17 protein-coding genes are annotated in these 22,957 nt (G+C 46.9%); 6 read left to right on the top strand and 11 right to left on the bottom strand.

Annotation, left to right across the window (positions count from 1 at the left end; translation table 11 throughout):
- Positions 1-244: 244 nt before the first annotated feature.
- From ACJJI8_RS12735 to ACJJI8_RS12725, 3 genes are all read left to right on the top strand, one after another.
- Positions 245-772: an RNA polymerase sigma factor gene (locus ACJJI8_RS12735; protein ID WP_444912463.1), complete on the top strand. Its 528-nt coding sequence runs from the start codon at positions 245-247 to the stop codon at positions 770-772.
- Positions 773-785: 13 nt separating this feature from the next.
- The gene (locus ACJJI8_RS12730; protein WP_444898121.1) at positions 786-1,250 is read left to right on the top strand and encodes a hypothetical protein; all 465 of its coding nucleotides are present in this window, start codon (positions 786-788) and stop codon (positions 1,248-1,250) included.
- A 75-nt stretch (positions 1,251-1,325) separates the two neighbouring features.
- The gene (locus tag ACJJI8_RS12725) at positions 1,326-1,853 is read left to right on the top strand and encodes a hypothetical protein (RefSeq protein WP_444932593.1); all 528 of its coding nucleotides are present in this window, start codon (positions 1,326-1,328) and stop codon (positions 1,851-1,853) included.
- Between the two features lie 89 nt (positions 1,854-1,942).
- On the opposite strand, the gene ACJJI8_RS12720 is transcribed toward ACJJI8_RS12725, so the two are convergent.
- From ACJJI8_RS12720 to ACJJI8_RS12695, 6 genes are read right to left on the bottom strand one after another with little or no spacing between them, the layout of a single operon-like run.
- Complete coding sequence (locus tag ACJJI8_RS12720) at positions 1,943-2,401, bottom strand: MaoC family dehydratase (protein WP_444932592.1); 459 nt, start codon at positions 2,399-2,401, stop codon at positions 1,943-1,945.
- 49 nt (positions 2,402-2,450) lie between these two features.
- Entirely contained in the window at positions 2,451-3,227 is a 777-nt protein-coding gene (locus ACJJI8_RS12715; protein ID WP_444898124.1) for an SDR family NAD(P)-dependent oxidoreductase, read from the bottom strand.
- Between the two features lie 2 nt (positions 3,228-3,229).
- Positions 3,230-4,006 (bottom strand): SDR family oxidoreductase, encoded by a 777-nt coding sequence (locus ACJJI8_RS12710; protein ID WP_282931833.1) that lies wholly within the window; start codon positions 4,004-4,006, stop codon positions 3,230-3,232.
- Between the two features lie 24 nt (positions 4,007-4,030).
- Complete coding sequence (locus ACJJI8_RS12705) at positions 4,031-5,083, bottom strand: phosphotransferase (protein ID WP_444932591.1); 1,053 nt, start codon at positions 5,081-5,083, stop codon at positions 4,031-4,033.
- On the bottom strand, positions 5,076-6,308 hold the full coding sequence (locus ACJJI8_RS12700) for an acyl-CoA dehydrogenase family protein (RefSeq protein ID WP_444932590.1): 1,233 nt from the start codon (positions 6,306-6,308) through the stop codon (positions 5,076-5,078). The genes ACJJI8_RS12705 and ACJJI8_RS12700 overlap by 8 nt, the downstream gene beginning before the upstream one ends.
- Before the next feature lie 14 nt (positions 6,309-6,322).
- On the bottom strand, positions 6,323-6,997 hold the full coding sequence (locus tag ACJJI8_RS12695; RefSeq protein ID WP_444916505.1) for a histidine phosphatase family protein: 675 nt from the start codon (positions 6,995-6,997) through the stop codon (positions 6,323-6,325).
- A 108-nt stretch (positions 6,998-7,105) separates the two neighbouring features.
- Between ACJJI8_RS12695 and ACJJI8_RS12690 the strand changes: the two genes are divergently transcribed.
- A complete protein-coding gene (locus tag ACJJI8_RS12690) occupies positions 7,106-7,999 on the top strand; it encodes a LysR family transcriptional regulator (protein ID WP_444905975.1) in 894 nt (297 codons plus the stop codon).
- A gap of 225 nt (positions 8,000-8,224) precedes the next feature.
- Positions 8,225-10,261 carry an oxidoreductase gene (locus ACJJI8_RS12685; protein WP_413664906.1) on the top strand — a complete coding sequence of 679 codons (2,037 nt, stop codon included), beginning with the start codon at positions 8,225-8,227 and terminating at the stop codon, positions 10,259-10,261.
- Between the two features lie 84 nt (positions 10,262-10,345).
- Here the strand turns inward: ACJJI8_RS12685 and ACJJI8_RS12680 are convergent, their stop codons facing one another.
- Complete coding sequence (locus ACJJI8_RS12680) at positions 10,346-11,611, bottom strand: MFS transporter (protein WP_444915917.1); 1,266 nt, start codon at positions 11,609-11,611, stop codon at positions 10,346-10,348.
- Between the two features lie 637 nt (positions 11,612-12,248).
- On the opposite strand from ACJJI8_RS12680, the gene ACJJI8_RS12675 reads away from it, so the two are divergent.
- A complete protein-coding gene (locus tag ACJJI8_RS12675) occupies positions 12,249-17,006 on the top strand; it encodes a CapA family protein (RefSeq protein WP_444932589.1) in 4,758 nt (1,585 codons plus the stop codon).
- 145 nt (positions 17,007-17,151) lie between these two features.
- Here the strand turns inward: ACJJI8_RS12675 and ACJJI8_RS12670 are convergent, their stop codons facing one another.
- From ACJJI8_RS12670 to ACJJI8_RS12655, 4 genes are read right to left on the bottom strand one after another with little or no spacing between them, the layout of a single operon-like run.
- Complete coding sequence (locus ACJJI8_RS12670; RefSeq protein WP_444905978.1) at positions 17,152-18,060, bottom strand: transglutaminase-like domain-containing protein; 909 nt, start codon at positions 18,058-18,060, stop codon at positions 17,152-17,154.
- Positions 18,060-19,304 carry a beta-barrel domain-containing protein gene (locus ACJJI8_RS12665; RefSeq protein WP_444932588.1) on the bottom strand — a complete coding sequence of 415 codons (1,245 nt, stop codon included), beginning with the start codon at positions 19,302-19,304 and terminating at the stop codon, positions 18,060-18,062. The genes ACJJI8_RS12670 and ACJJI8_RS12665 overlap by 1 nt, the downstream gene beginning before the upstream one ends.
- Before the next feature lie 22 nt (positions 19,305-19,326).
- Positions 19,327-21,525, bottom strand: coding sequence for a type I secretion system permease/ATPase (locus tag ACJJI8_RS12660; protein WP_444932587.1), 2,199 nt, complete (start codon positions 21,523-21,525; stop codon positions 19,327-19,329).
- Positions 21,522-22,952 carry a TolC family outer membrane protein gene (locus tag ACJJI8_RS12655; RefSeq protein ID WP_444932586.1) on the bottom strand — a complete coding sequence of 477 codons (1,431 nt, stop codon included), beginning with the start codon at positions 22,950-22,952 and terminating at the stop codon, positions 21,522-21,524. The genes ACJJI8_RS12660 and ACJJI8_RS12655 overlap by 4 nt, the downstream gene beginning before the upstream one ends.
- Positions 22,953-22,957: the final 5 nt, after the last annotated feature.

The raw sequence follows: 22,957 nt of genomic DNA, 5'->3' as shown, positions 1-22,957 counted from the left end.
ACTTATCGATAAATCTGGCGTTGGCCCTTACCCGAGCAACCACCTCTCAAACCAGGGGCAACTATACTTCGCAAGCCCGAAGATTCGTATCTGTCGTACCGTGACATCGGCTGAAATTATAAGTACTGGCCAGAGAATAATTGCGACGCAGAACCATACTACAATCTTCTTTATTGACGCCGCATAAACCAATACTCGGCCAGTGGTTCGAGGCGGGATAATTTGCGTACGGAGGCTCAAGACATTGTCTCTCAAAGAGTTACGCCAGCTATCTGACGAGGCGCTATTCCAATACTACAAGGAGTCGCGCAAACCTGCTGTGTTCCGTCAACTCTACGGCCGTCATAAAGACTCCCTGTATCGCTACTGTATGCAAATGGCGCCGTCTTCATCCACTTTACTCTTGCAAAAACTCTGGCGTGGTCTTTTGGAAAATCCGCCAGAATTGCACGGGCGCCTGCTTAAAAGTTGGCTTTACATCCAAGTCAATAAATTGCTCAAGCTTGAGGAATTTTCCAGTTCGAAGAAATCCGCGCAAGAGTCTCCACAGCAGAATAGAATTCTCGCAGCGATTCAAAATTTACCTTCTCAATTGCGCAATGTTTTATTACTGCATATGGAATGCAAGCTGCCACTGGCAACCGTGGCTGACATCGAGCAGCTCTCTCTCAATAAATGCCGCACCCTATATCATCGCGCCCGAACCGCACTGGACGAAGCGATATACGGTTCGGAGAGAAGACCTTGGCAAGTAGAAGTTATCGAAGAGTAATCGAGTTAATGCTATGAGCAATTGGGAAAATCAATATTTTAAAGAAGCCGAGACGTTGACTTCCCCGCAGCAGCTGGATGACGATCTATATAAAACAGCCCAAACCTATAAGCCGAAAGTAAACGTCAATCATCTACTCTCTCGTGCAACAGTAAGTTGTAGCTTAGTAACCGCCTTGCTATTGCTTCTTCATCCAGCCCAACACCTGGGTGCCTTCACTCACAAGGCAAATTCCACCGAGCAGCATTTGTACGAGCCGGCGTTAAGGGATTGGAAAGAAACTGTGATGGCAGTTACCCCAGCGCCAGACCCCTGGCTCGCACTACGCAATCAGGTAAATAGTGGCGAGTATGTTGCCTTGTGCCACTATTGGCGGGCAGAACAGCAGGATGCAAGTGAAGAATCCCTACCCGATGAATTACGTAAAAGTGCTAAGCGTCACTGCCGAATTTTATCGAGCACGGCTTCAAGGAGCTAGAAACAACTGATATCAAGTTCAAGCGGCCAATTCAAATTCTCACTCCCTATACAGTCCCAACTTAGCCACTACACTGTGGTGGGCATCTACGGTGCCGGTGGTCCTTCTGCCGGAGAAAATCCAGTACTAAAGTCAGTAATCAACCAACTTCATGGGCGGATATTCTCCCACACACGAAAGCTCACTATTTACCGTTACCTTAAAAATGGTGTTTCACACAAAAAAGCAGCGATATTGTTTGGCTACAGCAGAGGGGGAAATGCTGCGATAAAAATCGCCAATGCACTTGGTCGGCAAGGCATCTCTATACAATGCCTGGTGATATTTGATGCCCACAGCATCAATGACAAAAGAAAATTCAAACTCAAATATGACAATATCAAAAGGGCTTACAACTTCTTTCAAAGAAACCCCAGAACCGCCGGAAAATATGGCTGGTGGGGTATAAACCCCTACTGGGGATGCACCCTATTCTCACCATTTATCGAAGTCCAACAATTTGACTTTACTGGCGAGTACTACAAAAAAGGTATTCCCGCTTCTCACTTGAATATTGTTCGCATGGGTCTCAACACCCTTAAACAACAAGAAACATTTTTGTAAACTCGCCTTAAACAACTCTCAAACAGATCGAATCCACCACTTTCCTCTGCGACTTAGAAACATGGTGGTCCGGCCTGATACTGATCCCACTAGGTAATCTGTAGGAAAATCCACTCTGCAACTAAAGCTGGCTTCGCCTCGCCCTCTATTTCCATTGTTACCATCAGCTTAATTTGATAGTGGGACTCTTTTTTCTCCATAATATCCAGTATTTTCCCAAATACGCGCACCCGGCTACCGGTCTTTACCGGGTTGATAAAGCGGACTTTATCCAAACCATAATTCACCCCCATATAAGCACCTGTAACCGTTATCTGTAGAGCCCCTACAAAATAAGGCAGCAGTGACAGTGATAGAAAACCATGGGCAACCGTTCCCCCAAAAGGCGTTTTCGCCGCGGCCTCTGGGTCTACATGGATGAACTGTCGATCCAAGGTGCACTCAGCAAAGCTATCAACTCTCTGCTGGTCAACTTCAAACCAGTCTGTGGGCTCTGTTTCAAAACCAATGTAATAGCCGAGGCTATCAGGTGAGATTTCTACAGGCATCGAAGGCTCCTTTTCGATTCTCTATTCGCTTTCTCAGCGACTCCCAACCTCAATAGGCCGAGAGGCCGCCATCTACCGCTAATGCCTGCCCGGTAATGTAAGTCATTTTTGGGGAAACCAGCATCAACATGGCCGCTACGACTTCTTCCGGCTTGCCCAGGCGTTTCATCGGGCATCCCTCAGCGAGAAACGCTTGAACTTGTTCAGGGCTGGCATCTTCAGTTGCAATATCGGTAACCATCGGGGTCAGACAATAGAAGGGGCAAATCGCGTTTACACGGATACCGTACTTGGCGTTTTCCATCGCTGCCGTTTTGGTCAGGCCGATCACACCATGTTTTGCCGCTGCGTAAGAGGCTATCTTGGGAGCACCGCCCAGCCCCGCCATAGAGGAAACATTCAGTACAGCTCCGCCGGTCATCTTCAATAGGGGCAACTGGTGTTTAAGCCCCAGGAAAACACCCTTAAGGTTAACGTTGTACTGAAGATCCATCATGGCCTCATCGGTCTGCTTAAGAGACATCATCGGAGGCGCGATTCCAGCATTGTTAACAGCGATATCCAGCTGTCCAAACTCTGACTGAGCCAATTGCGCCAGAGCAGCGCAATCAGACTCTTGGGAAACATCACAGCGCTGGGCGCGCACAGCAATATTTTGGCTTCCCAGTTTGTCCGCCAACTGCATCAAAGCCTCTTCATTGATATCTCCCAATACCAAACGAGCGCCCCGAGAACCAAGCTCCTCGGCCAGTAATTTTCCAAATCCACTGGCAGCACCGGTAATCAGTGCGACTTTATCGCTAAAATCGAGAATTGGATCATGCATGGTTAAATCCCCCCACACGAAGTCAAACCACCATCTACAACGACACACTCGCCGGTCGTATAACTGGAAGCATCGGAGACCAAATACAAAACGGTACCCGCCATCTCTTCCGGCTCCGCATGACGGTGCATGGGAATATGGCCAACCGCAGTTTTATAAATATCCTCGTGGGAAAACAATGCCCCGGCGAATTTGGTTTTTGTAAGCCCTGGTAGTAAAGCATTCACCCGGATATTAAATTGCGCACACTCCTTGGCAAACGCTTTGGTCATATTGACTACCGCCGCCTTGGTAATAGAATAAATACCCTGCCCTACACCCGGTTGCAAGGCATTCACTGACGCGGTATTTACAATAACGCCACCCCCCTGCTCTCGCATCAACTTGCCAGCTTCTACCGACATAAAGAAATAACCGCGTATATTGACCTCTACCGTCTTTTCGAAGGCCGCTAGATCAGTATCAAGAATATGGCCAAAATAGGGATTAGTCGCCGCATTGTTGACCAAAATATCCAAGCGACCAAATCGCTCGCGAATATCGCCAATAACCTGCTGGATATTATCCATGTTGCCAATATGGCAGGGGATCGCATCGGCACAGCCTCCGGCATCCACAATTGCATCGGCTACGGCCTGACACCCTTCAATTTTTCTGCTGGAAACCAAAACATGGGCACCCTGCTCAGCCAAAAGTTTTGCGATGGCCTCACCAATACCTCGACTGGCGCCCGTCACCAGGGCAATTTTTCCCGAGAGATCAAAAATATTCTTTGCCATTTCTTATCCTTATAATTTCAGAAGTTAACCGTTAGCAGCGATATCCAATGCAGCTTGTGCGAGGGGTTCTACCAGGGCTCCCAGTTTTGCCGCATTTTTATTGGAGGCATTGCCGTCTTTTGCACGCTTCACCACCCCCTGAACAATCGCTGCCAGGCGAAAGAAGCTAAATGCCAGATAAAACGGCCAATTATCAATCCCATCAATACCCATTCGCTGGCAGTATTTGGCCACATACTCTTTTTCGGAGGGGATACCCAAGGCCTTTATATCCAAGCCTAATAGGCCGGACATTTTGTCTTTGCCTGCGGGCATTCGCATTTGCATACACTGGTAAGCGAGGTCGGCATAGGGATGTCCCAGTGTGGAAAGTTCCCAATCCAAAAGCGCTATGACCTTGGGCTCCTGAGGATGGAAAATCATATTATCGAGCCGGTAATCACCGTGCACCAATGCGATACGCCCATCATCATCCGGTAAAACGTCACCCAACCAGGCCATCAACTCATCCATTGCGGCAATGGGCTCCAGCTCAGAGGCTCGATATTGAGTGCTCCAGCGGTCCAACTGCCGCTGAAAGTAATTACCTGGTCGGCCGTAATCCGAAAGGCCTACGGCATTAATATCCAAACTGTGCATGGCCGCCAGTACACGATTCATTTCATTGTACATTGCACTGCGCTGCTCGACGTCAACTTCCGGCAGTGCCGCATTCCAGAATATCCGGCCCTCACAATATTCCATTAAATAAAACATAGAACCGATCAGGTCCCGGTCCTCACAGAGGTGCAATACCTTGGGCACCGGCACATTAGTATCGGCGAGTGCCGACATTACCCGGTACTCCCGATCTACGGCATGGGCAGATTTCAATAACTTGCCCGGAGGCTGGCGCCGCAAAACATAAGATCGCGCCGAGGTTTGCAACTTAAAAGTGGGGTTAGACTGGCCACCGGGAAATTTGGTGACCGTTACAGGCCCATTGAAACCGTCGACTTTGCCGGACAAATATTCTTGCAGTCGCTCAACAGGCAGCTCTTCCACAGAGCTGCGCAAATTGTTTACCGTCTCAGTCACTGAGTCCTCCATGATTTTCCGCGGCGGCATAGTGAGCTGCCAGGTTTCTGCCCAACTGCATCATATGGACTTGATCGGGGCCATCCGCCAGACGGATGGTCCGAGCATAGGCATAGTGATGGGCGAGACTGTAATCCTGCCCCAATCCTGCGGCGCCGTGAATCTGTATGGCGCGATCTATCACCTTACAAGCCATCTGTGGCGCGACAATTTTTATCATCGCGATTAAATCTTTGGCCGCCTTATTACCCAACCGATCCATTTGCGCAGCGGCCTTCAGAGTCAGCAGGCGCGCCTGCTCAATTTCGCAGGCGGATTTGGCAATATCTTCACGCACCGATCCCTGCTTGCTCATCGGGCGACCAAAAACTATGCGCTGCTCCGCGCGTGCCGACATCATCTCCAGTGCTCTTTGTGCCTGGCCAATCAACCGCATACAGTGGTGTATCCTGCCCGGCCCCAAGCGTCCCTGGGCAATTTCAAAACCGCGCCCCTCTCCAAGAATTAAATGGCTTGCGGGCACCCGGACATTTTCAAAAATCACCTCTGCATGCCCTTCCGGTGCATCGTCATAACCGAATACCGTCATCGGGCGAACTATTTTGACTCCAGGCGTATCGGTGGGTACCAGGATTTGCGATTGCTGCTGGTGACGATTGGGATTTTCCGGGTCGGTCTTACCCATCACGATCATCACTTTACAGCGTTTATTCATCAGGCCACTGATATAAAACTTGTGGCCGTTAATAACGTAACTGTCGCCATCGCGGGTAATCGACGTTTCAATATTAGTGGCATCGGAGGAGGCAACCCGGGGTTCGGTCATAGCAAAGGCAGAGCGAATTTTTCCATCCAGAAGCGGAGTTAACCATTGTTCCCGCTGGGCCTCAGAACCGTACTGAGCCAAAACTTCCATATTGCCGGTATCCGGGGCATTACAATTAAATACCTCCGATGCAAAAAGCACTTTCCCCATTTCCTCAGCCAGGGGCGCATACTCCAGGTTATTGAGCCCGGCACCGTAACGGGAATCCGGTAAAAACAGATTCCAGAGTTCCGCTTCCCGGGCTTTAATCTTTAATTCTGCCAAAATCGCCGGCTCTCCCCAGCGATCCTCCTGCAACTGCTGCATAAATATCGCTTCGGCCGGATGGACATACTCCTGCATAAAATTTTGCAGGCGTTCCAGCAGTCCTTTTACCTTGTCTGAGTATTCAAATTCCATCGCTACCTGCCCAATCAACTGTAAGTGATATGTTCGTGACGCCCATCCCGATCCAGGTGCGGCACATGATTGAAACTGTGCAGACTGATATTTTCTGCACTAAAAAATAAACGGCTAACGGCTGTGTTTTGGATTTGCATATTGAGATTGGCGACGGTGGAAATTGAGCCGCCCAATATTTGCGTCAACATCATGGCAATGGCACCGCCCGAACTAACAACCAGGGTTCGGCTGCCTTTGGGGCTATCGCAAATGTTTTTAAGCGCATCTGCGATTCTGGCTTCAAAATGCGACCAGGTTTCCGGTGGACTGATGTCACCGGCGGCCCAAGCCAGCATCCCCTGCTTCAGGAATCGATAAAAATCGGCGCGACTGGCACCTGCTCCCGGTGCCCGATCCGGGTATAGCTCGCTGTAATGCTTGGCAACCGCTAGAAAATCAAATTCATTAAGCTGGGGGAGTACACTGCGAGTATTTTCACTGGGGAGTTCCAACCCCTCGCAAATACCGTCCAAAGTTTGCCGATGCCGAGTTAGGTTGCCGCACAGCAGCCGGTCGAAACGAATACCCTTATCCCGCCAGTATTCACCCAACCAGCGCGACTGTTGCCAGCCAGTATCGGAGAGATTGTCATAGTCATCGGCCCCAAATGAAGCCTGTCCGTGACGTACCAGAATAAATTCAGCCACCTATTTCCCTCCCCTTTTGATCTCCCCAACCCTATCCCCAGCATTTGAATCATCAAAGTTTATTATGCGAATATTGAATCATTCATGAGAGTGATGACGGTGGCAGCAATGCAATTACAGCGAATCGACATGAACCTCTTTCCCGTGCTGGAGGCGATATACGCAACCCGAAACCTGACTCGTGCCGCTGAGCAACTGCACATCACCCAGCCGGCTGTCAGTAATGCTCTGGCACGACTTCGCCGTACGTTAGACGACCCACTATTCACTCGCAGTCCCACCGGTATGGCACCGACGCCACTGACTGAAAGTATTATGCCGAAGGTCCAGGAAGCTCTTTCTCTACTGGGGGCAAGCCTTAGCGAGCAGCGTCACTTTGTGCCACAGGAAGCCAGAAAAACCTTGCGCCTCTCCATGAACGATATGGCGGAGACTTTCCTTTTACCCAGGCTGCTGGAAGTGCTGGAGCAGGAGGCCCCAGGTATTACTGTCGAGTCTTTCCAGGTCCCAAGGGAGCAGCTGGTCAAGGAACTGGCCGCCAACACGCTGGACTTTGCCCTGGATGTTCCCGTACCCACTTCCCCACAGATAAAACAACAGCGACTGATGAACGATCGCTACCTGTGTATGTTGCGCCACGATCACCCCTTGGCGGATTCCGCCAGCCTTACCCTGGAACAGTACCTGAAGCTGGAACATATCCATGTCTCCAGCCGTCGCAGTGGTCCTGGCCTGGAAGATATTGCCCTGAACAAGTTAGGGCGCCGTCGCAATGTGAAATTGAGGGTCCAGCACTACCGGGTCGCACCGTTAGTGGTATTGAGAACCGACCTGGCACTGACAGTCCCCGCCAGCCTGGCGCGACAGTACTCAGCCCGATTGTTTGAGCTTCCGTTTCAAATACCTCAAATGGACTGGCACCTGCTGTGGCATAAAAATCAACACGACGACCCAGCCAATCAATGGCTGCGAAACAAGTTGGTAAGCTTGGTAGAGGAGTAAATGAGCCTCTGTATACGTCGAGACAGGGAACCCTTAAAAAACACTTTATTTATAGATGAGAATGGGACGCATCAAGGTTAGATAGGGCCCGTAATTGATCACTGAATTCGACCGGTTAAGTCACTGTTTCACAGTGGGCCGTCTTGTTATCCTGCTGGGCAACGATATGCACTTTTTTGCATATACATAAATGAACCCTAAAGGTTACAAGAAGAGAAATTTGCCATGTCCCAAGCCTACCCTAATATGCTTGCCCCCCTGGACCTGGGCTTCACCACCCTGAAAAACCGGGTGCTGATGGGCTCCATGCACACCAACCTGGAAGAACACCCCAATGGCTTCACCCGTTTGGCGGCCTTTTTTGCCGAACGTGCCCGCGGTGGCGTTGGCCTGATTGTAACCGGTGGTATTGCCCCGAACGAAGAGAGTGGCGTATTCCAGGGCGCTTCGAAGATGACCACTTCGGAAGAAGCCCAGCAGCACCGCGAAGTCACCGATGCTGTTCACGCTGAGGGCGGCAAGATCTGTATGCAGATCTTGCACACCGGCCGTTACGCCTACAACGAAAACCTGATTGCACCCTCTCCCATCCAGGCGCCGATCAACCCCTTCACCCCGCGCGAATTGACCAGCGAGGAAATCGAAGGCCAGATCGATGACTATGTACGCTGCGCCACCCTGGCTCGCGAAGCCGGCTACGATGGTGTGGAGATCATGGGCTCCGAGGGTTACTTTATTAACCAGTTCATCGTGAAACGCACCAACAAGCGTACCGATGAATGGGGCGGCTCCTTCGAAAACCGTATCCGCCTGCCGATCGAAGTTGTGCGCCGCGTACGGGAAGCCGTCGGCGAGAACTTTATTATTATTTACCGCCTGTCCATGTTGGACCTGGTGGAAGATGGCAGTGACTTCGATGAAGTAGTGGCTCTGGGCCAGGCTATCGAAAAAGCTGGCGCCACAATTATCAATACCGGTATCGGCTGGCACGAAGCGCGCGTTCCCACTATTGCCACCAGTGTTCCCCGCGCGGCATTTACCGACATTACTGCCAAGGTGAAAAAGCACCTGTCTATACCGGTAGTTGCCAGCAACCGTATCAATGTGCCGGAAGTCGCCGAAGAAGTTCTGTCCTCCGGCCAGGCTGACATGATCTCCATGGCACGCCCCTTCCTGGCAGACTCTGAGTTTGTCAACAAAGCCGCCGAAGGCCGCGCCGACGAGATCAACACTTGCATTGGCTGTAACCAAGCGTGTCTGGACCACACTTTCCAGCTGAAACTGACCTCCTGTCTGGTAAACCCCCGCGCTTGTCACGAAACCGAATTGAACTACCTGCCTACCGACAACGTGAAAAAGGTAGCTGTAATCGGCGCCGGCCCTGCGGGCATGGCCGCATCTACCGTTGCCGCAGAGCGTGGACACGAAGTAACCCTGTTCGAAGGCAGCGATAAGATTGGTGGCCAGTTCAATATCGCCAAGCAGATCCCCGGCAAGGCAGAATTCCAGGAAACCCTGCGCTACTTTAAGCGCCGCCTGGAAGTCACCGGTGTTGAAGTAAAACTTAATACCATTGCCACAGCGGAAGATCTGCAATCTTTTGATGAAGTGATTATTGCTACCGGTATCGAGCCGCGCACTCCACCGATCCCCGGCATTGAGAGCGATAAAGTCCTGGGTTACCTGGATGTACTGAAGCACAAGAAGCCGGTTGGCGAGAAGGTTGCCATTATCGGTGCCGGCGGTATTGGCTTTGATGTAGCGGAGTACCTGACCCACGATGGCCCCCACTCCACAGAAGATGAAGTGGTCGCCAGCGATAAGGAAGAGTTCTTCAACGAATGGGGTGTCGATATTGCCCTGGAGAATCGCTCCGGCCTGAAGCCTCGCGAAGCAGTAAGCTCTCCGCGCCAGGTATACCTATTGCAACGCAAAACCACCAAAGTGGGCGCGGGCCTGGGTAAAACCACCGGCTGGATTCACCGCGGCAGCTTGCAGCATCGCAAGGTAGAGATGATTGCCGGTGCCCTTTATGACAAAATTGACGATAAAGGTCTGCATATCCGCGTTGGTGAAGAGGAAAAGGTACTGGAAGTCGACAATATTATTGTCTGCGCCGGTCAGGAGCCTGCACGCAAGCTATATGAAGCTCTGCAAGAGCGCGGCGTAACCACCCATCTGATTGGTGGCGCTGATGAAGCCGCAGAACTCGATGCCAAGCGCGCTATCGACCAGGGCTCACGTCTCGCTGCCGAGATCTAATCTCCCAGCGATCACAAAATAAAATACCCCCGTCGACCAGAGTTGGCGGGGATATTTTTTTGCCCTTAAATTCTGTATCCCTTGCTAGGACACATTGGCGACTCGATCCGCGACTACCGTTCCCTCAGGCTCAGGCCACTCAGGGCGAGACAGATACTCGGTAAGGCGATAGAGCACGAACACAACTCCACATAACGCCACTAACAAGCCGTATAAGGCCGGGCCACTCCACCATTGAATAATCACTCCACCAATTAATGGCGCCATCGACCAGCCAATGGCATAAAAGGAAGAGGCCCCAAAATAGGTACCCCGTAAATGGGATGGTGCCAACCGATCAATTTGAATGCTCATGGTTGGAAACAAAATTGCCTCAGCCAGACTCAAAATAAAAGTCGCTCCGAGCCAACCCCAAAACCAATCTACCGGATTTAGGGCATACCAAATCTGGGAGATCGACAAAATACCCAACCCAATCACAATACGGGTGTTAATGGCCAGCGGCCCCATTAACTTCATAATGGGAAACTGCAGTAATACTATCGTCGACGCATTAACAAAGATCATGCTGGATATCAGCTCCACCAATCCCGGCGCTTCAGCGCGGGTGAGATATTGCACCAAGCTTGAATCCATATGCGCATAGATAAACAGCGTTAAAATATTCGCAATAATCACCACCAGAAATACCTGATCACGACGCAATACCGAAAGCGTATTTCCCAGAGATACGCCCGCATCCCTTTGCTTACTCGCTAAACGTCCGCTCTCGGTTCTGGCAAAACCCCAAACAAAGGCCAGGGCTAAGAGTAGGTAGCTGAGAGAGGTGAGCCCAAAGGTGGATTGCTGTGCACTCAAACCAGCCCAGACACCTACAATCGGCCCCAGCGCGGCCCCCACATTAATCAGGAAGTAGCGGAATTGCAGCGCCAATTCACGGCTGGCTTGATCGTCAATTAAGTCGCCTATCAGCGCACTCGCCGGCGGCTCCCACACCGCACGACCGATAGCACACAGGGTCATCGCACAGATAAATCCTGCCAAGGTTTGCGTCACAGCCAACAAGGCAAAGGAAAAAATACTCACAATACAGCCAAGCAATAGCATATTGCGACGCCCATAGCGATCCGATAGCGCACCGGTAAAGAAGCCCAATACAGCAGCACCAACGGCAGATGCACTCAAGATCAAACCAATTTCAGCCGCACCGAGGTGAAACTTTTCAAACAGAAGGATGGCCAGGAAAGGCCAGACCATAAAATAAGTTCCACGGCTAAAAAAACTGCCAATTAAAATAATCCAAACTAACGGAGGGAAGCTCCTCAAGCTTCTCCACCACTTCCCATTCATGGTTACTACTCCAATAGATTCACTGCCAACAATTCGATAGAGGCACCTGTCCTGTATGGTTTAAGTTGGCTGGTTCCAGATAAAAGAATGGCGCCAAGGCCACTCGGCGAGTGCCCGCAAGACATTGGTACAAATACAAACCCGGAAGGTTCTTTCACTATTCGGCCAAGGTGCCCATCTTTCAGGGGAGGGCAAGCAGCCTACCTCAGAAAATTAAGAGGCAGACAAAGAAGAGTTTCAGTAAGCAAGATGAATTTGAGACAAACAACCTATATTTACCGACAAAAAAACCCGAGATGATAAGATCCCGGGTTTCCTTCTTGGCAGAAAATGCTCCTGCCCTGCGGCTAAACCTTGGCATTAACCCAAACTGTTAATTACAGGTTAATAGAGAATAATCTGAGTGAGTTGCACAACAATCATTCTGAATACGGTTACCCAATACTATCCGACAAGATTTGTTTTGAAAACCCAAATTGACAGATAAAACAAAAAAATATTTACCACACCACCACCTCAGTACAAACCACTAAAAGCAGAATCTTCCCCCCCGTCTATACTCGTTCAGGAAAAGCACCCGAGCCGACCAGCAGAAAAAATACTGCCACGCTTTTTTAATAGAGAGATAAGTCGCGACATGTCCCTATCCAACATGCTCGTTCAAGTGCGTGCTCAGGTTGAGCAGGCATTGAGGAGCCAACGCCCTCCTTATACGTTGTTTTTTTCAATTAGCGATGCAAAGAAGCGTGCCATCGTTAAACATAAAACGGCGGCAGATATTGCAGAGGTATGGCAAGACCTAGCAAAGATCATCCAAAGTGCAGCAAAATCGCACAGGGTGAACCCCTGCTGGTTGAGAGTTGACTGGGTAACTCAAAAAAGTGCAATGACGTTTGCTGGGCTGGAACAAATACTTAGAGATACCAAACGATCATACTTTCGCTATGGTCTGGCATTGGATGATAACTGTGATGTCGCATTCCTTGAACAGGAACTCAATGCTAATGCCATGCTTTATGGCGGGAATCAGATCGATCACGTAATCATCAACGAGAATAATTTCCTTGCCTATGCTAAGAAACGTTTTGGACTAAACACCAAGTTAGATTTTTCAGATGACAGCCCAGTATATCTTCTGTCAACTCAGGGGATTTTTTGTGAAGCTAAACGTGAACCCGTCTGCCTCTATGGTCCAGGATTAGACGCTGGTCGGCGTATCATCGAAAAACTAAATGCTAATACTGTTACGAAATTAATTAAAACAAGCAGCCATTACCTGGGCAGCCAAGTCAAAAACAATGGAGCATTCCACTATGGTTGGCATGCCTGCTTCGACCGGAAGATAGATACCTATAACAATTTGCGTCATGCAAGCAGTACCTATGCGATGATTGAAGCCTGGGAGGTAACCGGTGATAAAGCACTGATGACTTCCATCCTTCGGTCACTAAAGTACCTGACAGAAAAGCTAATACAATCCGCGCTCCTTCCTTCAGGGAAGATGGGTGCATTTTTAGTAGAGTCGAATAATGAGATTAAATTAGGGGGCAACGCTGTATCACTCCTGGCACTAGTAAAGTACTCTGAGGTAACAAAAACCGAACACTACTCCGATTTAATGGAGCAGCTGGCACTTGGTATGGAGTACATGCAAGACGCCGTCACTGGGCAATTTTGTCATGTTCTTGAATATCCTGAACTTCAAGTTAAAGACAAGCATAGAGTCATCTATTACGATGGTGAAGCTGCCTTTGGTTTAATGCGTCTTTACGGATTTACTAAAGATTCCCGCTGGCTGACATTGGTCGAGAAGGCATTCAATTATTTTATCCGAGCTGAGCACTGGCGTGCCCACGATCACTGGCTGAGCTACTGTGTCAATGAGCTGACACTATATCGCCCTGAAGAAAAGTATTATCAGTTCGGTATTCGCAACTTTTCCAGTTACTTGGATTTTGTTGAAAATAGAATCACCACCTTCCCAACTCTGCTTGAATTGATGATGGCTGCTGAAAAGATGGTGACTCGCTTACGCAAAGAGCCCAAGTTTCAGTACCTACTAGACCAGGTAGATCTAAAGCACTTTTACAGAGCGTTACACAAACGTGCAATGTACCTCCTAAACGGCTATTTCTGGCCCGAAATAGCCATGTACTTCAAGAATCCCAGACGAATCTTAGGAAGCTTTTTTATACGGCACCATGCTTTCAGAGTTCGTATTGATGATGTCGAGCACTATCTATCTGGTTTTATCGCCTATCGAAATTATCTTATTGCCGCCAAAGATATACCGGAGGATATTGAGGAGGCATACCAAGAAATGCTTATCGAACCAGCTGCCGATTCACACAAGTCATTGCCTGTGCTCGCTTGGGGGGGGGACGTAAACTTGGCACGAAGGCAACATTATCGCACGGCACAATTTGGAACCGAGAAAGTGCTCGGCACAATTATTGCCCTAAAAAACGCAGATATAAGCGTAGTGAATCTAGAGTGTGTGATAGGGACTGAGGGCGAACAAGGAATCAGTAAGGGAGAGTCATCCCCATACTATTACCGAGCCCGCCCTGAAATGCTATCCGTGTTAATGGAGGCCGGTATTGATGTCGTTGTTACTGCAAACAATCATAGTGGGGACTATGGAAGCAAAGCACTTTTGGAGCAACAACACTGGCTGGATGCAACCGGTATCGGTTACGCTGGATCAGGTATTAATATCGAAGAAGCACTTACCCCAGTATATCGTCCCGCCGGTCGGCTAAACATCGCCATTTTCTCTATTGATGCCACACAGCCCCGCTTTACCGCAGGTCCAAGTACGCCTGGTTGCGCTCATCTACCACTTACCATACCCAGCCTCTGGCTTGATAACCTAAAGCCTAGGATTGAAGCAGCGCGCAAAAAAGCACATCTCGTGCTCGTCGCTGTTCATTGGGGAAACAACAGAGAACCAAAACCAAGCGAAGATGAAATAACCATTGGCCACGCCATTATCGATGCCGGAGCAGATGGTATATTAGGTACCAGCGCACATAACCTACAAGGTATTGAAATTTATCAGGACAGACCTATTATCCACGATGCTGGGGATCTTTTGTTCGATGCGGTCCGACGTAACCTAGCCGATAGTGGAATCTTTCGCCTCCAATTAAGCGAAAATGGAATAGAAAAAATCATTTTTGTGCCCGTAGGTGTTGGGTTTGGTTTCAGTAAGCAACTAAGTGGAGATGTAGCAAAAGATCTTACGCAACGATTTTCGAAAGCTTGCTCAGAGCTGGGGACACACCTGACCTTAAATCCAGATGGTAGCGGAACCATTCTACTGTCACCTCCAGACAGGCAATACCGTAAACTTCCCCATCTTCTTAAAACCCATTACAAACGAGAAGTAATTAGAGAAAAGCGTCCATTGAACCCTAATTGGACTGTAGATCAAGTCCCCCTAGATGCTCGCATCCCCCCAATAAAATGCGGGCCGCTTAAACTATTGGGAGTAAGATTTTTTCCGCGTGAAATAAAGACTAGACAAATGTTATGGGTAGAGTCATTTTGGACTACCGATAAAAAGGTAAAGGAGGATTTCCGTTTAGATTTTCGAGCGATCCCAATCAAAGAAACATCTATGCCTTATTGGGGAAAGGCGATGGACCACGATCCTTGTGATTGGCAAGTACCCACTTCTCGATGGGAACCAGGAAGAATCTACCGTGACTTTTATGGGTTAAGGGCCCCGGCAGCCAATCAAATTAAGCCTGTTCACCTTCAACTTGCCGTAGGTATTATTTCCAACACACAACAAGTAAAGCCTGTAATTGTTGGCGGAATGATTACACAGCTAAACTTTTCTAAGAAGCCGCCACAAATTCCTACATACAAAACAGATTTTCCTCCGGCTGTATACCAACATACGCCTATGCAGACTTGGAATGCTCAACAACTTGAACTAGTTTCTGGAGGAAAATGGCTAACGCCGCCACCTGAAAATTGGTACATTCGCAGCGTAATTTCTGGGAGTGGATTTTTAGACCAAGCAGTGGGGCCTGTCTTATTTGTTGCTCATACAAGTAAAGACAGAGATTTTCACGAACAGCGCTCAAAGCCATCTGCCAATTACTTTGACTGCCATAAAACCCTTCCTGAATTTGCACATCGTATTGCTGGCGCCATTGTTTCCCACCCTGTAGATGGATTACCTAAGGAACTGCCTGTACTTCAAGTTGAAGACCCATTAAAAGTTATAATTGAGCTCGGATTAGCAGCCAGAAAACGATTCCAAGGCGATGTCATTGCCATTACAGGTACTGCAGGAAAATCAAGCACCCTAAAAATGCTTGTGCAAATTCTGGGCCCCAAAGAAAAGATATTATCCAGTTTAGGTAACTATAACTCACGTGTAGGCGCACCTTCGATGCTTGCCAGTCTAAATCCTGACCATGAAGCTGCCGTTATCGAAGTGGCTCAGAGCGCATTATGGATGAAACGAGGCCCCATCACAAGACAGATAAAACCAACTATATCTATAATTACGGAAATTGGTCTATCACAAACTAACCATCGCATAAAATCAGTTGAAGACACTGCGAAATGGAAATCGTGCATTTTTGACGGATTAACGAATTCTTCAGTAGCTATATTAGGGGACCACCTAAAGTGCTTCGACTATATTCTTTCGCAAGCAAAAAAATATGCTAAAAAAATAATAGTGTTTGGCAAAGGAGAAAGGGCAGATGTTGAGATAATAAATATTGATGCCGATGAAACTGGAAGCAATGTCACACTACAGTTCCCAACTCAAAGATTAGAATTAAAGGTTCCCGCACCCAGCACTGGCATGATGTACAATGCCATAGCTGCTATTTGTGCAGCTTACGCGCTAGATAAAGACCTAGCCCAATGCGCAAATAGATTGCTTGACCTAGAACTTGATGAGGGACATTTAAAAAGAAAAAATTTAAACATTCAAGGTAAATCCCTAACACTTATTGATGATAGCTGGAACGCTGAAGTTTGCTCCATGATTAATGCATTCTCAGTATTTTCTCAGAGTAAAATAAAAAATAATGGACGAAGAATTGCGGTGCTAGGTCGCATTGTCCATTTAGGTAAAAAAGCACAAGAATTACATGAAAGTCTCACTCACCCCTTACTCAACAGCAATGTTAACTGGGTAATAACACACGGTGAGGAAATGAAATTTCTCCGGGAGTTATTACCGGAAGAAATTTTAGGACCACATTTTTCAGAGGCTTCACCTCTCGTTGACTATCTAGCTGATTTCTCCCAGGATTCAGATCTAATACTTATCAAAGGATCCAGAAGGGACTCCGACTTTGGCTCAATCCCCATCCTACTAGAAAAACTTCAAAAAACCGGACAACCCATAGAGGTAGAATAAAACTTAAAATCCAACACATGACAACTCAAGAAAAACATGATACAGATCAAACTTACACATCTGGCCGACAGATGTAATTCGCTATACCACTGCACGCCCTACTAAACCCACCCATAACAAATAATTGAATCCAGAAATTCAATATTTATTGCAAACTCCACAAAACAGAAACACTAACATTATTTTTTTTACCTTTAAAATCTTTCGGAAACAAATTAGACCAAACCCATGAAAACTCTCGAGTAAGAACAATTTTACTTATACTACCCTTACCGAAACCATATCCAAGATAAGGCTTCTGCGCCAAATTGGGGTCTACCGGCACCCACCGACCACCCATAAAAACTTCAGCGGCATGATGATTAGGTCGATCAAATCTTTTTTTCTTGGAAAAAAGAAACTCTGAAGTAACTCTTGCAGGATACCCCATAGAGCGTGCCAATGCGACAAAAAGCGCCGCATGCTCTGTACAATCACCCTCCCCTGACTCAAGGCCCGCCAGAGCGCCTTTTGTAGGCTGAACTTTATATTTAATTATTGCTTGAGGAATCAAAAAAGCTGCCCTCAAACGACTCTCTTCATCTTCAAAAGTATTTTGTATTTTAAGGGATAACTTTTTAATTGGAGTGGAATCTGACTCGATAAACCTCGCTGACTCTAAGTAAGTACCACTTGGAAAAAAGTCTCGCCCCCTGCTCAATTGAGTATAATCATATGAAGTAAGCATTAAATCAAACTCAACAATCCTGGAAACTGTCCTTCCAGCAGGAATACTCAGCACAAACTCAAGGTACTTAGAACCCCCTACACCATGCTTCTTGTAAATAATTTTTTCTGGATAATTATATCTAATCTTCTTTAATGACTGCTGCAAACTATACTCTACAGGCATAGAAAGTCTTTGAACATAACCATTAATATCCTGCTTCGAAGAGTTCGTAATTGCGACCTCAACCGAAAGAGTAACAATTTTTGATTCAGCTTGAGATAAGCTAGAAAGACCAAAGAAGCCAAAAACAATGTGCACCAATGAGTTAGCTAACCATTTCGCCATTACCTTTCCCGTAGCGCCTCACCCGCCTTATTGATTGGCTTCATAAGATAATCAAAAACAGTTTTCGAACCCGTTTTTATATCTACCGCTGCAATCATACCTGGCACTATCGGAAATTTATTACCCTCATGATTTTCCAGAGAATCAGTATCTGTGAGGATGAAAACCTTATAATAGTATTCGCCTGGCACAAACTCATCTTGAATCGTATCAGGAGATATAGTCGTCACTGTACCATTTAAGTCACCATAAATCGTATAGTCGTATGCAGTAATTTTTACTTTAGCTACCTGCCCAGGACGAATAAATGCGATATCCCTGGGGGAAATTTTTGCTTCAACTAAAAGCTGATCATCAAGTGGGACAATCTCCATTATCTTTCCATTTGGGGGGATTACGCCACCAATAGTTGTAACCTCAATAGCTTTAACAATGCCTCTTACAGGAGATTTGTGAGTAAGTCTTATTAGTGAGTCAGAACGCCCCTCAACTACAGAAGACAGCGCCTCAACTTCAGCACTAAAGTTTGCCAACTCCTCTCGGGCTTTCACCATGTACATAGATTTTATCTCATTTATCTTTGTCTCCAACTCAGACTTTTGTCTTTGCAGACGTAAAAGATCAACACTACTGGCTGCCCCTGATTCGACAAGCGACCTGGTGATAGACAACTCTTTATTGACCAACTCTAGGGTTTCCTTTGAACCTTTCAACGATTCTGCTAATCCTCTCCGCCGCGTATCAAATAGTTTTCTTTCTTTAGCAATAAGCTCCGCATGCGAAGACAGTTCCTCTGGAAATTTAATCGATGTACTATTTACCTCAGCACTCAATCGCGCGACACTAGCCAAAGCAGCTCTGTAGCGAGCCAATATTTCTTCTACATTCGAACGTAATTTTGTAGGATCCAACTGCGCCAACACTTCACCCTTTTCGACAATATCCCCCTCAGAAACTTTAAGATCCTCCAGTATTCCTCCCTCTAATGATTGGATAATCTGTGAACGCGAAGTCGGAATCACTTTACCAGCGCCAGAAGAAACCTCATCAACCTTGGCCAAGTAAGACCAAAAAACCAACGCGGCTAACAATAAAAAAAATACCCAAACTATTCTTCCTGAGCGTACGAGAGATGCATCATCAATATCATCCTCATATTGTTTTTCATCATTTTGTGAATCAATATCTAAGAGAGCGATGCGTTTTGGTTCGCGGCGAAAACCGAAGTCATCTGGAATTGGCATTACAGCTTCTCCATCCTAACCTCTAGGAAACTTCTTCATCCTTCTTAGGATCCTTCCGTCGAGAAAGAATAGAGAGTGCTTTTTCTTTTGGCTCATCGAGAACAACTCGACCACTATCCAGCACAATTATTCGATCTACAAAGCTAAGGATGCTAGTTCTATGAGTTGCAATAACAACTGTTTTGTTTACACTCCAATCTGATAATGCACAAATAAATTTTTTCTCAGTGGCTTCGTCCAGTGCTGAAGTAGGCTCATCCAGCAAAAGAACATTTGGTTGACGTAATAAAATCCTAGCAATCAGCAGAGACTGCTTTTGCCCTCCAGACAGCCCGTAGCCACCTTCTTGAATCATAGATCCCAAGCCTTTCGGGAGCTTACTCACAAAAGTCTCGGCACCACTCATTTTAAGTGCGACGAGAATTTCATCATCGCTGGCATTGGGAGAACCTAAGACAAGATTTTCATAAATAGTCCCATGGAATAGCCCTGTCTTTTGGCTAAGGAGAGAAATATCTCGTCTTACATCAGCGGGATCTATATGAGCCAAGCTGACATCATCTAACCGTAACTGACCACGAGCGGGCTCAATATAACCCGACAGTGCATGTAGCAACGTTGACTTACCGGATCCATTTCGACCTAATATAGCAATCCGTTCACCTTGAGTAATTTTTAATTCAGGAATAATTAGAGCGGGATCAGACGTATCATCTCCATAGTTATAAACCGACTGTTTAAAGTGATAATTTCCTTGAAGCGAGGACTTCTGCACTTTCTTTTCATCTTCAGGGTTATCAACCGGTAACTGCATAATCTGATCAATTCCTTTCATCGCAAACCGGGCTTGCTGCCAGCGGCTTAAAACCTGGGTGATATTTGCCATTGGTGACATCATCCGCGAACCAAGAATAGAGGCAGCAACCAGTGCGCCCGTTGTCATGTCGCCAGCCATGACCATCGGAGCTCCAAATAACACAACTACAGCAAAAACTGATGACTGCACGTTATGGGTCCAACTCAGTAAAACACCAACCAGATATCGCAGCTTTAGATTGGAATCTGCGGTGACTGCGTTGAAATGATTCCACTGTCCTTGAAAGCGCTGTTCCGCTTGCATGGCTTTTATATCTTCCAGCCCTTGAACCGTTTCTATTAGCATTGCATTACGTAGCGCTCCTTCTTTAATAGATTCCTTCGATAACTTTGCAAGCCTCGGCTGAAGAAGCAACCCAGGAATAATTAACAAGAAAACTGCTACAAGAGGTATTAGTGCCAAGCTCCCAGCAACCCACCACATAACAAACAGAAAGAGCACAAAAAAAGGTAAATCTGCAAGAGCCAAAACGGTGGAAGATGTAAACAATTCTCTTATGCGCTCAAGGTCTCTAATCTGAGAGATAAATGTACCGGTTGATTTTGGTCTGGCTTGATCTTTAACCCTAATAGCATGCCCAAAAACCAAATCCGACATACGAATATCAGCACGCTTCCCCAGCAAGTCCGTTACCCTGACTCGCATAGTACGCATAATAAAATCAAAGATAATTGCTACTACAACACCGCTAAATAGTACGTAAAGGGTAGGAAAAGACTCAGCTGGAATGACTCTGTCATAGACCTGTTTTGAAAAAACAATTCCAGCTAGTGCTAGAGAATTTGCAATTGTTGTGGCAATCATCACATGAAAATAGGGTTTCAAATCCCTAAGGATAATCCGGCGAAACCAATGCTTGTCTTCAGTCTTAACATAGTCATCTATACGAGAGTCTGTTGCCGTTCTCCTGGGACGAAATATAGCCAGGTTCAGAACATTATTTTTTAAATCGTCCAGATGTACTGTACTCTTTAGACCTTTATCGCCACAGTAGATAACACTCAGTTCCATATCTTTAGATACAGACTCTACAACAACTAACTGACCATCCACCAATTGGGCAACAATGGGCAAACGCCACGAATTGATCGCAGACTCATTGAACGAGCTGAATGTTGCCGTAAGCCCGGCCTGTCGCGCCATCTGCCTAACAACGCTTTCTATAGAGTTATATCCCCCCCAATTCCCAGCTATTCGGACCCTTTCATAAGAGCAATCAATTCGATAATGTCGAGCAATAGAAATTATTGCCTCACACCAAGGAGTAACGTTAGCAGCATTATTTTTAGAGCTGGAAAATGGCTCTTCAATTTCACCCGCAATATCTAATTGGCTTCCATTCAAGGCAACACCTCCACACCCTGAATCTCGGTTCCATCCAGTTTAAATGCCTCGCGCAAACCACCACGACTATGTAGACAATCTATTTTTAGAAGGTGCAAATCAAAAATCGTATTATTTTTTTCTCGGCGGGCAATGTGTAGCTCCTGTTCTGAATTTAGCAAATCAATTAGAGTCCGCGTGCCTAGAGTGGAATACTGCTGTTTATATAGATCCCTTGTTTCAGCTATAGCGCTCTCCCTAGCGCTAAGCGAACTCAAACTACGCATTAACCCTTCAGCTTCTTCTTGTGCCTCACGATATTTTTGGGTTACAAATAATTGTGCCGAGTCTCTCGCCGCATCAGCCGACAGCAAGGCATAACTCGCCCCCTCTCTTCCGGCAGATATCTTTCCACCTTGATAAATAGGCATGGAAACATTAAAGAAAATCGCCTTCTCATTACTATCAAGTGCATTGGCATCAACATAGTTTTGATCCAAGTACTGATTCACATTTCCATCAAGGGTTAAGGTTGGCCATGCATTTGCTTTTGCCGATTTAAGCTGTGCTTCAGCTTCAGCTCTAGATGCGGCAGCAATAAGTACATCTGGTACTGACGACAAATCAAAAGACTGGACATCACATGCTTGTGCGACGTCCTCAGGAACATACATAGCCACCCGAAATGGAGATTGGAATCCAGTGAGATTCTGTAAAGTGGTACGCCATCGGCGTAACAAAGCTTCTACTTGCTGTTTAGATGCCTGTGCAGCATCAACTCTTGATTGCGCCTGTAACACATCTGAGCGGGAACTAACTCCACGCTCCTTTCGAATTTGCACAAGATCAGCAATAGCAGATACGCCATTAACTTGTGCATCAGAAGTTAAAAGCAGAGACTGATAGCGCTGAACCTCAATTGCCGCTTTTGCGGTTCTCCTTGCAACTTCGTCAATAGATTGGAGAACTTCAGCCTGAGACCTTTGTACACCAGCCTTTGCAAAGTCAACATTGCTAGATACTTTGCCAAAGTCATAAACCATCTGGGAAATATTCACCTGGAACGCGTGTCCATCACCTTCGCTTTTGTACTCGGAGTCGTTCCCGGCCACAATTCCAGCATTCAATCGAGGAAAATATCCCGATCGTGCAGCTTTGACGCCTTGCCTCTGCTGATAGAGATTCCCAACGGCTTCTGCAATTAATGGATGCCAACCGACGGCTTGGTGCACCACTTCAAGCATATTGAATTCAGTTCGCTTTATACCTTCCTCATACTCCCTAAAGGAAAACTTTTTTAATGAATCATAAGCCTCTACTTCCATGCTTCTTGGGCTAATTACTTCAGAGGAACGGGGAGAACTTAATATATCGGCGTCAGCTGTGATTGACCAAAACACCAGAGTCAACACAAATGGTATTTTCATTTTCGGTTTAAACACTTCCACTATAT

Source organism: Microbulbifer maximicatervae (SeqCode) (assembly GCF_052467695.1).
This window is presented reverse-complemented; position numbering and strand designations above follow the sequence as displayed.

Coding starts and splice junctions, on each gene's coding strand:
- ACJJI8_RS12730 (WP_444898121.1), top strand. CDS start 786: ATGAGCAATTGGGAAAATCAATATTTTAAAGAAGCCGAGACGTTGACT.
- ACJJI8_RS12720 (WP_444932592.1), bottom strand. CDS start 2,401: ATGCCTGTAGAAATCTCACCTGATAGCCTCGGCTATTACATTGGTTTT.
- ACJJI8_RS12680 (WP_444915917.1), bottom strand. CDS start 11,611: ATGAATGGGAAGTGGTGGAGAAGCTTGAGGAGCTTCCCTCCGTTAGTT.
- ACJJI8_RS12670 (WP_444905978.1), bottom strand. CDS start 18,060: ATGGCGAAATGGTTAGCTAACTCATTGGTGCACATTGTTTTTGGCTTC.
- ACJJI8_RS12690 (WP_444905975.1), top strand. CDS start 7,106: ATGCAATTACAGCGAATCGACATGAACCTCTTTCCCGTGCTGGAGGCG.
- ACJJI8_RS12665 (WP_444932588.1), bottom strand. CDS start 19,304: ATGCCAATTCCAGATGACTTCGGTTTTCGCCGCGAACCAAAACGCATC.
- ACJJI8_RS12700 (WP_444932590.1), bottom strand. CDS start 6,308: ATGGAATTTGAATACTCAGACAAGGTAAAAGGACTGCTGGAACGCCTG.
- ACJJI8_RS12685 (WP_413664906.1), top strand. CDS start 8,225: ATGTCCCAAGCCTACCCTAATATGCTTGCCCCCCTGGACCTGGGCTTC.
- ACJJI8_RS12710 (WP_282931833.1), bottom strand. CDS start 4,006: ATGGCAAAGAATATTTTTGATCTCTCGGGAAAAATTGCCCTGGTGACG.
- ACJJI8_RS12675 (WP_444932589.1), top strand. CDS start 12,249: ATGTCCCTATCCAACATGCTCGTTCAAGTGCGTGCTCAGGTTGAGCAG.
- ACJJI8_RS12715 (WP_444898124.1), bottom strand. CDS start 3,227: ATGCATGATCCAATTCTCGATTTTAGCGATAAAGTCGCACTGATTACC.